The 15,635-nt window shown below is 27.5% G+C and carries 12 protein-coding genes; 9 read left to right on the top strand and 3 right to left on the bottom strand.

Annotated elements, in window-relative coordinates; genetic code table 11:
- Positions 1-74 precede the first annotated feature (74 nt).
- From IC175_RS03935 to IC175_RS03925, 3 genes are all read left to right on the top strand, one after another.
- A complete protein-coding gene (locus tag IC175_RS03935) occupies positions 75-1,988 on the top strand; it encodes a polysaccharide biosynthesis protein (protein WP_227434464.1) in 1,914 nt (637 codons plus the stop codon).
- Between the two features lie 198 nt (positions 1,989-2,186).
- A complete protein-coding gene (locus IC175_RS03930) occupies positions 2,187-2,894 on the top strand; it encodes an SH3 domain-containing C40 family peptidase (RefSeq protein WP_227482123.1) in 708 nt (235 codons plus the stop codon).
- 299 nt (positions 2,895-3,193) lie between these two features.
- A complete protein-coding gene (locus tag IC175_RS03925; protein ID WP_227851129.1) occupies positions 3,194-5,308 on the top strand; it encodes a cell wall-binding glycosyl-hydrolase Cwp19 in 2,115 nt (704 codons plus the stop codon).
- Between the two features lie 241 nt (positions 5,309-5,549).
- On the opposite strand, the gene IC175_RS03920 is transcribed toward IC175_RS03925, so the two are convergent.
- Entirely contained in the window at positions 5,550-6,515 is a 966-nt protein-coding gene (locus tag IC175_RS03920) for an LCP family protein (RefSeq protein WP_227830829.1), read from the bottom strand.
- A gap of 335 nt (positions 6,516-6,850) precedes the next feature.
- The gene (locus IC175_RS03915) at positions 6,851-7,807 is read right to left on the bottom strand and encodes an LCP family protein (RefSeq protein ID WP_227434468.1); all 957 of its coding nucleotides are present in this window, start codon (positions 7,805-7,807) and stop codon (positions 6,851-6,853) included.
- 368 nt (positions 7,808-8,175) lie between these two features.
- On the opposite strand from IC175_RS03915, the gene IC175_RS03910 reads away from it, so the two are divergent.
- Positions 8,176-8,964: an HAD family hydrolase gene (locus IC175_RS03910; RefSeq protein WP_227434469.1), complete on the top strand. Its 789-nt coding sequence runs from the start codon at positions 8,176-8,178 to the stop codon at positions 8,962-8,964.
- Between the two features lie 362 nt (positions 8,965-9,326).
- On the opposite strand, the gene IC175_RS03905 is transcribed toward IC175_RS03910, so the two are convergent.
- Entirely contained in the window at positions 9,327-9,797 is a 471-nt protein-coding gene (locus IC175_RS03905; RefSeq protein WP_227482126.1) for a DUF4358 domain-containing protein, read from the bottom strand.
- 138 nt (positions 9,798-9,935) lie between these two features.
- On the opposite strand from IC175_RS03905, the gene IC175_RS03900 reads away from it, so the two are divergent.
- The 5 genes from IC175_RS03900 to IC175_RS03880 all read left to right on the top strand — a co-directional run bounded on the left by IC175_RS03900 (position 9,936) and on the right by IC175_RS03880 (position 15,575).
- Positions 9,936-10,580 (top strand): undecaprenyl diphosphate synthase family protein, encoded by a 645-nt coding sequence (locus IC175_RS03900; protein ID WP_227434471.1) that lies wholly within the window; start codon positions 9,936-9,938, stop codon positions 10,578-10,580.
- Positions 10,581-10,703: 123 nt separating this feature from the next.
- Positions 10,704-11,528, top strand: coding sequence for an N-acetylmuramoyl-L-alanine amidase (locus tag IC175_RS03895; RefSeq protein ID WP_227434472.1), 825 nt, complete (start codon positions 10,704-10,706; stop codon positions 11,526-11,528).
- Between the two features lie 325 nt (positions 11,529-11,853).
- Positions 11,854-13,404: a GGDEF domain-containing phosphodiesterase gene (locus IC175_RS03890; RefSeq protein WP_227434473.1), complete on the top strand. Its 1,551-nt coding sequence runs from the start codon at positions 11,854-11,856 to the stop codon at positions 13,402-13,404.
- A complete protein-coding gene (locus tag IC175_RS03885) occupies positions 13,404-13,802 on the top strand; it encodes an RrF2 family transcriptional regulator (RefSeq protein WP_227434474.1) in 399 nt (132 codons plus the stop codon). Before IC175_RS03890 ends, IC175_RS03885 begins: the two co-directional genes overlap by 1 nt.
- A 39-nt stretch (positions 13,803-13,841) precedes the next feature.
- Complete coding sequence (locus IC175_RS03880; RefSeq protein ID WP_227851128.1) at positions 13,842-15,575, top strand: Eco57I restriction-modification methylase domain-containing protein; 1,734 nt, start codon at positions 13,842-13,844, stop codon at positions 15,573-15,575.
- Positions 15,576-15,635 lie beyond the last annotated feature (60 nt).

The raw sequence follows: 15,635 nt of genomic DNA, 5'->3' as shown, positions 1-15,635 counted from the left end.
ATACAGCAAAAGATAGATGTTGTTGGCTATGCTTAGGTGCGTAGCTTTTGCTGTTTAATGGAGGGCTTCTAGTTATGCGAGAAAGTATAGATTTAGAGAAAGAAAGCTTTTTTAATAAGCTTTTTAAAAAATATAAATTTAGACAACTAACATTATTAATTCTAGATATTTGTAGCGTGCTAGTAGCATTTCGAATGTCTTTGAGTTTGACAGGAAATTTAGATGTATTCAATGTTAATAATGTAATAATTTCAGTTTGTATATATATTGTACTCCATATAGTATCATTTAGATTGTTTAAGTGTTACAACACATTGTGGAGATATGCAGGAGAAGAAGAAATTATTTCGATTTTTATTGCAACTTTAGCTTATCTAATTCCAGCTTATGTGATAAATAGAATATTGGGACTCGATTATCCTATAATGCTTTATGTATTAAATACGATATTCATTATAATGTTTACAAGTGGAGTGAGAATAGGGTACAGAGCTATAAGAATAGTCATGAATAAAACCTATTCTAGAGGGAAGGTTTCTAACATTCTTATAATTGGAGCAGGAGATGCTGGAGAGATGGTTATACAAGAATTAAAGCGAAATCCAGAACTTAAAAAAGTCGCAGTAGCTATAATCGATGATGATAAAAATAAAATCGGAAGAATAATTCATAATGTAAAGATTGTAGGAACAACTTCAAAGATAAATGATATAGTTGAAGAATATAAAGTAGATGAAATAATTTTTTCTATTGCCAACATAGAAAAACGCAGAAAAAAAGAAATTATTGATATGTGTAAAAATACTAATTGTAAAATAAAGACAATACCAGGGATTTATGAAATTATAGATGGAAAAGTTGACATAAAACAGATTAGAGAGGTAGAAATAGAAGACTTATTGGGTAGAGAGCCTATAAGAACAAATTTAAAAGAGATAAGTAACTACATTGAAGGAAAAGTAATCCTTGTAACTGGAGGAGGAGGCTCAATTGGTTCAGAGCTTTGCAGACAGATTGCAGGATTTAATCCTAAAGAGCTTATTATAGTTGATAATTATGAGAATAATGCTTATGCAATACAACAAGAATTGCTTAGAAAATATAAAAACAAGCTGGATTTAAAAGCAATAATAGCTTCAATAAGAGAAGAAAAAAGAATGGATGAAATATTTAATAAATATAAGCCAGAAGTAGTGTTCCATGCAGCAGCTCATAAACATGTTCCTCTTATGGAGTCAAGCCCTGGTGAAGCTATAAAGAATAATATATTTGGAACTTTAAATATAGCAGGTTTATCTTCAAAATATAAAGCTAAGAAGTTTGTCCTTATATCTACAGATAAAGCTGTAAATCCTACAAATATAATGGGAGCTACTAAAAGAGCTGCTGAGATGATTATACAGACAATGAATGATGAAAGTCAGACTGAGTTTGTTGCAGTTAGATTTGGAAATGTACTTGGAAGTAATGGAAGTGTAATTCCCCTTTTTAAGAAGCAAATTGAAGATGGAGGACCAGTAACTGTTACACATCCAGATATCATTAGATATTTTATGACGATACCAGAGGCTGTAGGACTTGTTATACAGGCTGGAGCTATGGCTAAAGGTGGAGAAGTATTTGTGCTTGATATGGGAGAGCCTGTAAAAATATTGGATTTAGCAAAAAATTTAATAAAATTTAGTGGGTTTGAACCAGATGTTGATATAAAAATTGAATTTTCTGGTCTTAGACCAGGAGAAAAATTGTATGAAGAACTTCTTATGTCAGAAGAAGGTCTGTTAGATACAGAGCATAAAAAGATTTTTATTGGTAGGCCAATAGATGTTGATAGAGAAGAAATAACAAAATACTTAAAACTTTTAAAAGAAATTACAAACAATGAAGAAACTGAAAAAATAGATAGTGTAATGAGAAAATTAGTACCAACTTACATTAAACCAGAAGATGCTAATATCAAGGAAATTGCAATAACTCGAGATAAGTAGAATATATTTCTAATTTGTAACCAGGGGGAGCAAAAAGAAACAAATAGAGACTAAAAAGAAACAAAAGATTACAAAAAGATTACAAAAAGATTACAAAAAAGGTTGCAATTTATTTTGATGTAAGTTAGAATGTTAATTAGGAATTGGAAACGAAGGAACAAAATGTTAAATTTTCGAAAGGATTAGGTATTTGAGATTATGATGAATATTAAAAATAAAAAACATATATTGAAAAAATTTATAGCGATGGTGTTAATAGCAGGAGTTGTTACAGTGGAGGCGGGAGCAATAACAGCTAGTGCAGCAGAGTTATCTAATTCACCTATGACTGCGACAGTAGATCAATGTGACTTCTTAAACATGAGAAGTGGAGCTAGTGCAAATGATGCAATAGTAGGAAAGATAAACACAGGTGACAAAGTTGAAGTTTTAGAATTACATTCAAATGGATGGATAAAAATAAAAACAGTTGACAATGTTACAGGATGGGTAAATGGAGATTATTTAACTATTGAAGGTGGAAATGTAGACGCAAAGGTACAAAATGTTTTAAACTTAGCATTTAAGCAACAAGGTAAACCATATAGATGGGGAGCAACTGGACCAAACTCTTTTGATTGTTCTGGGTTCACTTCTTATGTTTACAAAAATGGAGCAGGAGTTAATTTGCCAAGAGTATCAAGATCACAAGCAACAGTAGGAAAGAAAGTATCTAGAGCAGAATTAAAAGCAGGAGATTTAGTTTTCTTTGGTTCAGGTGGTTCAATAAATCATGTTGGGTTGTATATAGGAGATTCTAAATTTATACATTCACCACAAACAGGAGATGTAGTAAAAGTTACTAGTATGGCTCCAGGAACTAATTATGCTAGAAGACTTATAACTGCTACACGTGTTTTACAATAATAATAGATTTAATTTACATAGGATTGAATATTAACATTAAATACAGTTATGTTTAATGTTTTACATAGAGAGTGAAGTATTAATTAATATTAAAATAGTGATGAACGTTATAAAAACAGCAAAGAAGATAAATTTCTTTGCTGTTTTTTTTATAATAAATTATTTCATATTATAATCAAATATTAAATATAAGTATTAACTATATTATTCAATATTTGACAGATAATATGAATTTTAGATATACTTAGTAAGGAGTATATTGTAGAAAAAAATAAATTTAAGAAATTAAGGGGGATGAAATGAAAAAAATAAGTATATTACTATTATCGTTGGTAATGACACTTACAATGTGTAGTGTAAGTTCATTTGCTGATTCGTCAAATGATAAGGAAATGAGAGCAGCTTGGATATCTACAGTTTATAACTTAGATTGGCCTAAGACTAAAAATAATGAAGCCAAGCAAAAAAAGGAATACACGGACCTATTAGACAAATTAAAAAGTTCAGGGATAAACACAGCAGTGGTTCAAGTAAGACCAAAATCAGATGCTTTATATAAATCAAATATAAATCCATGGTCTGAATATCTTACAGGTACTCAAGGTAAAGACCCTGGATATGACCCATTACCATTTTTAATAGAAGAAGCACACAAAAGAGGAATGGAATTTCACGCATGGTTTAATCCATACAGAATAACTATGGCAGATGAGAGCATAGATAAGTTGCCAGCAAACCATCCAGCAAAGAAAAACCCAAGCTGGGTAGTTAAACATGGAAATAAGTATTACTATGACCCAGGTCTACCAGAAGTTAGAAAGTACATAGTTGATAGTATAGCAGAGGTAGTTCAAAATTATGATATAGATGGTGTTCATTTCGATGATTATTTCTATCCAGGAGTAAGCTTCAATGATACTGCTACATATCAAAAATATGGACAAGGACAAAACAAAGACAATTGGAGAAGAGAAAATGTAAATACTCTACTTAGAGATGTAAAGGCATCTATAAAGAGTATAAAGCCTGAAGTTGTGTTTGGTGTGAGTCCAGCTGGAATATGGAGAAATAAGAGTAGTGACCCAACAGGTTCAGATACATCAGGTAATGAAAGTTATGTAGGTACATATGCAGATACAAGAGCATGGATAAAACAAGGATTAGTTGATTACGTAGTTCCACAACTTTACTGGCCAATTGGTCTTAAAGCTGCAGATTACTCTAAATTAGTAGCATGGTGGGCAAATGAAGTAAAAGGAACAAATGTAGATTTATACATAGGACAAGGCATATATAAGCAAGGGCAATCAAGTTATAATGGGCAAAACATAGCAAAAGAAATAGTTAAGCAAGTAACATTAAATAGAAAATATAGTGAAATAAAGGGTAGTATGTATTTTTCAGCTAAAGATATAGCAAATAGTACATCTATACAAAATGATTTAAAGAGCTTGTACTCTGACAGCAATGAACAGCCAGTGACTCCACCATCTAATGTCAAGGTGGAAAAATTAAGAGGTGCTGAAAGATATGATACAGCAGTTGCAATAAGTAAAAAAGGATGGGCTACAAATTCAGATACAGTAGTATTAGTAAATGGATATTCTATAGTAGATGGTATAACATCAACTCCACTTGCTACTGCAAATGATGCACCTATATTATTAGTAAATAAGGGTGACATACCAACATCTACCAAAAATGAAATAAAAAGACTTAATCCAAGTAAAGTTATCTTAATAGGAGGAAATAATTCTATTGGAGATAAAATTGAAAGTGAGATAAAAGATACATTATCAAATGTATCAATAAACAGAGTAGGTGGCTCAGATAGATATAGCACATCTCTTTTAATAGCAAAAGAATTAGCTAAGACTAATCCAGTAGACAAACTATATATAACAAGTGGTACAGGTGAAGCAGATTCTCTTTCTATAGCTTCAAAAGCAGGAGAAGAAAAACAGCCAATCGTATTAGTATCAAAAGATAATGTAAGTGATGAAATCTATAACTGGGTATCAGACTTAAATGTAAAAGATGCATACTTTATAGGTGGTAATTTAAGTATATCTGATTCAGTAATAAGTAAATTAGATAAAGTTATTACTAATGATGTATCTAAAAATAGAATAGCTGGAGAAAATAGAGAAGAAACAAATGGAAAAGTAATACAGAAATTCTATCCAAATGTTGAATATTCATCAATATTTGTAAGTAAGAGTAATCAGTTAGTAGATGCATTAACATCAGGACCTTTAGCAGCAAAATTAAAATCACCAGTAGTTATGCTTGGAAATAGTATAACATCTGCTCAGAAAACTGCTCTAGAGCCTAAAAAGACAAGTCTAGTATATGAAGCTGGAGATGGCATAAATCAAACTGCATTAAACAGTTTATTAAACTTAGTTCAGTAGTAAGAATTTAATAAAGATGCTATATTATAAATTCTATAAAGGCAAATTAAAATAAAAGTATCAAATTGGAAAATGTTAAATTAAAAAGTATTAAATAAAAGTAGAAATTAAAAAAGGAACTATATACATTTTATAATCAAGCATGGATAACAACTTGAAAATAATTATGTAATATAGTTCTTTTTCTATATTTAATCTTATATTTTATAATAATATTTGTATTAAATGTTTTTTAGTGTTATTATTGTTTAAATTCTATATCATTAAATATAAAATCATGTAATATATCTAAAGTATCTGGGTCAAATCTAAGAACCCAACCAGCCTTTCCATATATACCACCTGTACTATGAATTTCATCATCAATAGGGAATTCAAATTGTTTAACATTTAAGTCGCCCATTTTTAAAACTTGAGCTCCTAGAGAAAGTATTGCATTAGGCTTCATATTAGTTTTAACATATGGAAGAACAGCATCTAATAAACCTGGATATTTAGTAACAGGTAAGGTTTCTGTTTTCTTGATTATAGCTTGTATAATCTCTCTTTGTCTTCCATCTCTTGCAAAAGCTGTATCATTATGTCTGATACGTGCAAAAGATAATGCTTGATATCCATTTAAAGTTTGTGCTCCAGATTTTCTAATATATTGTATGCTACCTTTATCATCACTTTTATTCCAACCATAAGTTTCAGGAATAAATTTATTTAATTCACTTATTTCTCCTTTTTCAATTGTAACTTCAACGCCACCAATAGCATCAATTATATACATAAATGATTCGAAATTAACACAAGCATAATTTTGAATATCAACATTAAAGTTCTCTTCAATTGTTTGTATTAATAAATCAGCTTGTCCATAAGCATAGGCATGAGTAAGTTTTTGTTTACCATGACCAGGGATGTCTACATAGCTATCACGAGCTAATGATGTAAGTTTGATATCATTATGTTTGTTATCAATAGTTAATATCATCATAGCATCTGACCTTGAAGAATCTTCATTTGGTCTAGCATCTGTTCCCATAAGTAGTATGTTAGTTATCCCATTTTCATTTTTATGGTCATTATTATCTAATAAATCACTATTTATGCTTGAGTCATGAATAGTAGATAATTTATAATAAAAATATCCATAGACGCTTATAGGGAATATTACTACCAAGAAAGCCAGTAGTATAACAAATTTCTTTAATTTTGACAAAAGTACCCCTTCTTTCTTCTTTTTCCTGTATATTTTTTAATAGCATACACTTAATTATATTAAAGTATTGAGATATATTCAATACTTGTTTCAGTTACAAAAAAAAGACAATGGCATAATTTATAAGAAAATTTGTCAATTTATATATAATTAAAAGTATGTGTAGTATACTCTTTAAAAAATTAATTAAATTTTTAAAGAAAAATAAGATTTATATGTTTTTTTACAATAAAAATAAGTACACACCTATCAATTACAAAATAATTTGCTTCTTGAAAGGCATGCACTTACTGTCAAATTCTGTATATAACTTTTTATTAATATAAATAAATATTTTACTCTTCAACCATAATATCTTCAAATATGAAGTCGTGCATTGCATCTAATTCATATTCTTCAAAAGGAATTACATAGCCTGCACTACCAATTTTTCTACCATTTTCAGTAGAAAGAGGGAATTCCATTGATTTTAAGTCTAAGTTTCCAATACTTAAAAGTTTTGTTCCTAGAGAAATTATTTCATTAGGACTCATATTAGTTTTAACATATGGAAGTATAGTATTAACTAGATTAGGATATTTGGTAACTGGTAAATCCTTAACACCATTTATTAAACTTTGTATAACACTTCTTTGTCTTCTATCTCTCTCATCTGTACTATCATTTTTTCTTATACGAGAAAATGCAAGTGTTTGATATCCATTTAGTTTTTGCTCACCTGAACTTCTTATATACTCAAGAGAGCCTTTGTCAGAATTTTTATGCCATTTATAAGTTTCAGGTATAAATTTGTTTAATTCTCTTATTTCACTCTTATCAACTGTAACAGTAACCCCTCCTAGAGCATCAACTATATCCATAAAAGAGAAAAAGTCAACTACAGCATAATTCTGTATATCGAGTTGGAAATTTTCTTCTATAGTTTCTATTAATAAATTAGCTTGACCATATACATAAGCATGTGTTAATTTTTGCTCTCCATGTCCTGGTATATTAACGTACGTATCTCTATTTAATGATGTTAATTTAAGACTTTTATTTTTATTATCAATAGTTAATATCATCATGGCATCAGAACGAGAAACTTCTTCTCCTGGTCTTGCATCTGTACCTAATAATAATATATTTGTAATATCTTCTTCATTTTTATAGTCATTACTGCTAAGAGCCTCTGTATTTATACTATCATCTTGGATAGTTTTTAATTTAGTAAAAACATATCCGTATACACTGACAGGAAATGCTATGACTAAAAGGGCTAGAAATATAACAAATTTTTTGAGTCCTGACAATAATATCCCCTACTTTCTAAATTTTTTAATTACACATAGTTAATTATATTAAAAAATTGTTACATAAGCAATAAAAAACACAATAAATTAGCATAAGTTTGTCATAATATAATTATTTTTATAATATTTTATAGAAGGAAGTGTGTAGTTATTATTAATTTTCTTGGAATATAATTATATGAAGATTTAAATTTTTATAAATTACTGTATATATTGGAAAAAATATTTTCCTGATTGTAGTTATATCATCTTACAAAAGGTGTAAATTGTAATTTAGAATTTTTGGTGTATAATAGGAATTGAAAATTTAAACTGATAAAAATTAATAAAAAATAATCATAAATTATATAATTTGGGGGAGGAAATGTATGATAAAATTAATAGCAACAGACTTAGATGGAACTTTGTTAGATGAAAAGAGCGAAATAAATCCAGAATTTTATAAAGTATTTAAAAAATTAAGAGAGAGGGGAATAATGTTTTCTGCTGCAAGTGGCAGGCAGTATCAAAATCTTATAAAAAAATTTGAAGATATAAAAGATGATATGATGTTTATCTCAGAGAATGGAACATTAGTAGTATATAAAGGAGAAGAAATATTATCAAATCCTTTGGATAAAGAGTTAGTAAATGAAATCATAGAGACAACAAGAAGTATAAAAGGGAAAAAAATTGTAATGAGTGGTAAAAAATACGCCTATATAGAGAGCAAAGATGAAGCTTTTATAGAAGAAGTTAATACTTACTATGCAAAGTTTAAAATTGTAGATGACTTGACTGAAGTAGAAGGTGATATATTAAAGATAGCTATACATGATTTCAAAGGTGCAGAACATAACAATAGTATCTACTTTGATAAGTTTTCTGATAGAGCTCAAGTATGTATTTCTGGGGTAGAGTGGCTTGACTTAACTGCAAAAGGTGCGAATAAAGGAAGTGCCATAAAAAAAGTACAAAGAATGTTAGATATAAAATATGAAGAAACTATGGTATTTGGTGACCAATTGAATGATGTGGAAATGATGAAGAGTGCTTATCATAGCTATGCCATGGAGAATGCAAATGAGTATTTGAAAGAAATTGCTAGATTTAGAGCAAAAAGAAATACTGAAAATGGTGTTGTAGATAAGATAAAAGAAGTCATAAAAATTGGATAGCCATCTATGATAGGGTTCTAAATGAAAAAGATTATTTTGGCTGGTATAAATGATAAATTAAAGGAAGCATATAAATTACAGCTTGAAGAAGTATTGGGAGAAATTGCAGAAATAGAAACTAACTAACTATATGATATGTCTGGTGGATATACATTAGCATGGATGACATACTTAGTATTGACTGTAATTATGGTCGATTTGATATTAATAAGTTTAGTTTTAGGAAAAAAGAAAAATATAAATATCAAAGAGAGTTAAATGATACTAATTGAATAAATAAAAAATATCAATGTAATTTTTGATAAAATAAATTTATTTATATAAAAATTACATTGATATTTAATAAACATCAATAAAGATATTTATTTTTTTATGATACTCAGTATTTTGTCCTCTATTTGAGATGCATTTTCTGCGGAAATCAAATAAACATATTTACCTGCTTTTTCAACAATAGTACTGTTTGCTATTTCAGAATTGTTTTTTTCTCCATGTCCTTCTCCAAAAGGTGCTTGAATCATGTCTCTTTTATAATTTTCTAGAGTTTTATAGATTTTATTTACATCGTCAGTTTTTATGACAATGATATCTTCTAGATATAATTTTTCAGAAGAATTGATTACAAAACCTTGTGTAATGTCTTCTTCTACATCGTTAAAATAATTAAATTCTTTTGCATCAAAAAATTTTGATTCTTTTATAAGCAAATCAGAAGACTTTAATGCTTTTTCAATTTTTGATGTAGAAACGTTTTTATAATCGCTACTTGAAGAACAACTAACCATTCCAAAGGATAAGATTATTGAAAAAAACAACATTAAAATTTTTTTCATGAGAAACCTCCAAGTTTTTTTAACTCTATCTTAATTTAGTTTACTACATAATTATATAAAAATAAATGTATTTAATGTTACAGTTTTGATTAATAATGTAAGAATTTGATAATAATACCTATTAAGAGGTGATTAAAAATGAGAGTACCAAAACATGTAGGAATTATCCCAGATGGAAACAGAAGATGGGCAAGTCAAAATGGAATGACAAAGGATAGAGGATATGAAAGTGGAATAAATCCTGGACTAGAATCTTATAGATTATGTAGAGATTTAGGTTGTGAAGAAGTAACTTTTTATGGATTTACAACTGATAATACAAGACGTCCATCAGTTCAGACAAAAGCGTTTACAAAAGCATGTATTGATGCAGCAAATATATTGATAGAAGAAGGTGCAGCTTTACTAGTTGTTGGAAACACAAAATCTCCAATGTTCCCAGAAGAATTATTACCATATACAAATCGAATTCAAGCTAAAGATGGACAGATAAGAGCAAATTTACTGGTAAATTATGGATGGTATTGGGATTTAAATAATATATCAGGAGTAGAAAATGTAAATAAGAATAACATACAGGATTACATACAGTCATTTGATGTGTCAAGACTGGATTTGATAATTAGATGGGGAGGAAGACGCAGATTAAGCGGTTTCTTGCCTGTGCAATCAATTTATGCAGACTTTTATGTTATAGATAATTATTGGCCAGATTTCAGAGGTGATGATATAAAAGATGCCTTTAGTTGGTATGATACACAAGATGTCACTTTAGGCGGATAATTAAGAAATTTCAGTTTTTAGATTGTAGAGTATTTTAAATTATTGAAAAAAAAACTTCTTGGTGGTAAAATAACACTAATAATATGAAAAAATGTAAAAATCTATACCAAGAAGGGTGAAGAAATGTCGAAAAGCAATAATAACAATAATTCAAGAAACAAATCTAAAAATACCAGCTATCTAAATAGAAAAAAAAGAAAAATAAATAAAAAAAAGTTAGTAGTACTGATTTGCTTTACAGCGTTATTTTTATTTATTGCATTTAAGGCTACTCAAGGTGTAGTAGCTTTGGTCAAAGGGATGGATAAAAATAATAAAGCAAATCAACAACAAAAAGTTGACTCAGAACAATTTGACCTTGGTGATGAAAACGAAAATAAAAACAAAAAATATACTGTATTTATAGACCCAGGTCATGGAGGAAATGATAAAGGAACTCAAAGTAAAACTAGTAACAGATATGAAAAAGACCTCACTTTACAAATTTCAAAGAAATTAGCAAATAAATTAGCTAAGCAAAAGGACATTCAAGTAGTTGTATCTAGAACTGATGATACATATGTATCATTAATGGATAGAGTAAACTTAGCAAAAAATAGCTCTGCTGATGTACTTGTTTCTATACACTTAAATGCAGAAAAAAATGGAAATACAGCAACGGGTATAGAAACATGGTATAGAAATAAAGCTACAGATGGCTCAAAAGAATTTGCACAAACAGTTCAAAGTACAATAGCATCTTATGTTAAAGTAAGGGATAGGGGAATAATTGAAAATAATTTTGAAGTACTTAGAGAATCAAATATGCCAGCTATATTAATAGAGTGTGGTTTTTTAACAACGCCTTCAGAAGAGCAAAAAATAATAAACGCGAAATATCAAGAGCAACTTACAGAGGGAATTGTTCAAGGTATACTTTCATATTTGGATTCTAAGGGAAACAAATAATTTAATTATTATCTAAATGTAAAAGTTAAATTAAAAATGCAAAGGTGTGAATTATATTAAAAGTATGATTTCATACTGAAAAGATTATTTAGATTCAAGAACTATGAAACTACAGACTGTTTTATGTATGTCTGTCTTCATAGTTTTTTTTGTCAAAATTAGTTGGTATTTGAAAAAAATAGAGAAATAAAATCGTAGAAATGGAGTTATTTATATGTGATTTTAAGTTAGATTGATTTACTAGCAATTGTGCCTTATAATTAATATATAATATAAAAAAAGTTTGATTGTAAAATAATTTAAAAAATAATATAGGGGAATTTATATGAATAAAAAAAGTATAATGAAAATTTGTTGGTTAAATAAAATAGTTTTTATTATAATTGGTGTTTTGGGAATAGTTTTACTTACGAAGCATATTGGAATAGACATTAAGAGTCAAATTTTGCTTTTATTAATCTTATTTAGCATAAGTATGTTTATTTCATACCTTAAGGTTAAGGCATATGAAGACGAAATTAATTTAGATATCACAAGTAATTTGGATAAACTTATAAACATCACTAAGGATGATGACTTTTTACAACATATTCAAAGTTATATATTTGCTAATAAGAGAGAAAATTGTGTGTTAGCATGCTTTGATTTATGCAGACTTAAACTTATAAATGAGATATATGGTTATAAGCTAGGGGATGAAGCATTAGACAATATCTCAAACAACTTAAAAAATTATTTTGGAAATGAAGCTATTTATGGAAAGTTAAAAAGCGATGTCTTTTTATTAATAATAAAACTTGAAGATAGAGATGAAAAGATTCCTAATTTGGCAAACCTTATTAAAAATAAAATTGTGACCTTGAGTCAGATAGATAGTTTTAAAATGAATATAAACATTGAAGCTTCTATTGGTATTTATAAATTTAATAATGATGAAATTGACATAAAAAAAGCCATAGATAATGCTGATATGGCAAGAATTAAATCAAAAGGATTAAAGCATATAGAATATGTTGAATTTGATGATGCTATGGAAAAAGAAATAAAATCACTTATGAAAATAGAACAAGATTTATTTTTAGCTATTAAAAACAAAGAGTTCATAATTCACTACCAACCTAAATTTGATTCAAGTACAAATAAAATTATAGGTTCAGAAGCATTAATAAGATGGATTCATCCAACCTTAGGTATGGTTGCTCCAAATAATTTTATACCTATAGCTGAGAAAAGTGGTTTGATAAATAATATTGGTAGATGGGTGATTGAAGAAGTTTTTATTACTATTGATAAATGGATTTCAGAAGGGATAAATGTTTTACCAGTTTCAATAAATTTATCTAGAGTAGAACTTTATAAGAATGATTTAGTAGATTTTTTTAAGTCGATGTTTGATACATATAATGTTCCTAGAAAACTTGTAGAAATAGAAATAACAGAAACAACAGCTTTAAATGATGTAAAATTTATTAGTGAGAGACTTTATGAAATTAAATCTTTAGGTATGAATATATCATTGGATGACTTTGGCATAGGGAACTCAAATTTTATCAATCTTAAGGGGATACCAGTAGATGTTATAAAAATTGATAGGTCACTTATATTAGATATAGTAACCAACTCAAAAACAAAGGTTATGATAAAAGCCATTGTTAATCTTTCGCACGATTTAAATCTAGCTGTTATATGTGAAGGTGTAGAGGATATGGAACAAGTTAAAGTTTTAAATAATATGGGATGTAATTTTATACAAGGTTATGTATTTTCTAAGCCAATAGATGAATGTAGTTACAAGGAACTTCTTACTGGAAGAAGTAATATAAGTTTAGAAGAGAGTCTTTTGAAAGAATATATGGCAGTTGAGGAGGTGGAATAATGATTTCAGAAGACGTAGATTATGCAATAAGAATTGTAAGAGCTATATTTAATAATGGAGAAAATAATCCAATAGATGTCAAAACAATATTAAAAAATGAAGATATACCAATATTAACACTATATAAACTACTTAGAAAACTTTGTGCAAATAATTTACTTACTTTTAATAAAGAAGATGGAAAGAAATACATGTTAAATGTATCATTGGATACAATAAGTTTGAGAACAATTGTAGAAATAATTGATGGGAAAATATATATAAATAAATGTACTAGATATGTATCTAATTGTAGTAATTGTTTAAAAGGTTGCAAGGTAAATCAGGAATTACTAGAGATAGAAAAAGAAATCTATAAACTTTTATCAAGAAAATCTATAAGACAGATATTAGAATAATAAATTTTTAGCTTAGCTAATAGTTGGAGGTTTTCAGTTATGGATGATATATCTCAAGATAATTTTCTATTATCTAAAGAGTATGAGAATAGTTTAGATGTAGATACTAAAAAAGCAGGTGGAATATACTATACACCTAAAATCATTGTCGATTATATTGTTAAAAAAACCTTGAGAAATCACGATATAATTAAAAATCCATATCCGAGAATTCTTGACATATCTTGTGGATGTGGGAACTTTCTTTTGGAAGTATATGATATTTTATATGACTTATTTGAAAAAAATATTTATGAATTAAAAAATAAATATGATGAAAATTATTGGCAGATTGATAATATACACAATCATATATTGAACTATTGTATATATGGTGCTGATATCGATGAAAATGCTATAAATATACTAAAGGATAGCTTAAAAAACAAAAAGACAACGAATGATTTAAAAGATGAAGGTATTAAAATCAACCTATTTTGTTGTGATAGTCTAAAGAAAAACTGGCGATATAAGTTTGATTACATAGTTGGTAATCCTCCGTATATTGGACATAAAAAACTTGAAAAAAAATATAAAAAATTTCTTTTAGAAAAGTACAGTGAAGTTTATAAAGATAAAGCTGACTTATATTTTTGTTTTTATAAAAAGATTATAGATATCTTAAAATGTGGAGGAACTGGAAGTGTTATAACGCCGAGATATTTCTTAGAAAGTTTGTCAGGAAAAGATTTGAGAGATTATATTAAGTCAAATGTTAATATTAAAGAAATAGTAGATTTTTTGGGTGCAAATATATTTAAAAATATAGGTGTTTCTAGTTGTATTCTTACTTTTAATAAAAAAAAATTGAATGATACGCCTATAGATATATTTAGAATAAAGAATGAAGATGTATCTATAAATAAATTTGAAACACTAGAAGAACTTTTAAATAGTAGTAAATTTGAATATTTTAATATAAATCAAAACTTGCTTTCTGATGAATGGATAATTGTAAATAAGGATAATGAATCTTTTTATAATAAAATACAAGAAAAAGGTAAATATAGCCTAGAAGACATAGCTGTAAGCTTTCAAGGCATAATTACAGGATGTGATAAGGCTTTTATTTTAAGTGAAGGGGATTTAAAATTAAATTTTGTAGATGAGAAGCTTTTAAAAGATTGGATAAAAAGCAAAAATATAAACAAGTATGTAGTAGAGAAAAGTAAATATAAGTTAATATACTCAAATGATATAGATGACGAGGTTAAAAACAAAAAAATACTTGATGAAATTATAGGTGTGTATAAGACTAAATTAGAAAACAGAAGAGAATGTAAAAGTGGAATAAGAAAGTGGTATGAGCTTCAATGGGGTAGAGAAAAGCTTTTTTTCGAAAGAAAAAAGATAATGTATCCATATAAATCCAAAGAAAATAGGTTTGCTATAGATTATGATAATAATTTTTCAAGTGCAGATGTATATTCTTTTTTCATAAAAGATGAGTATTTAGATAAATTTTCATATGAATATTTAGTTGGAATTTTAAATTCTAGTGTATATGATAAATACTTTAAAATAACAGCTAAAAAAATGAGTAAAAATATATATGATTATTATCCTAATAAGGTTATGAAGATAAGAATTTTTAGAGATAATAATTATGAAACAATAGAGGATTTATCAAAACAAATAATATCAATTTTATTAAATGAAACAATAGACAAAGACAGAGTAGAAAAATTGCAGATAAAAATAGATAAATTAGTAATAGATTCTTTGGGAATATAAATAAGTATGGATATGAAAAAATATGTTGAATGTTAATAATTTATCTAAATTGATAAAGAA

Origin of the sequence: Clostridioides sp. ES-S-0123-01 (assembly GCF_020658415.1) — a bacterium.
Taxonomy (GTDB): Bacteria; Bacillota; Clostridia; order Peptostreptococcales; family Peptostreptococcaceae; genus Clostridioides.
This window is presented reverse-complemented; position numbering and strand designations above follow the sequence as displayed.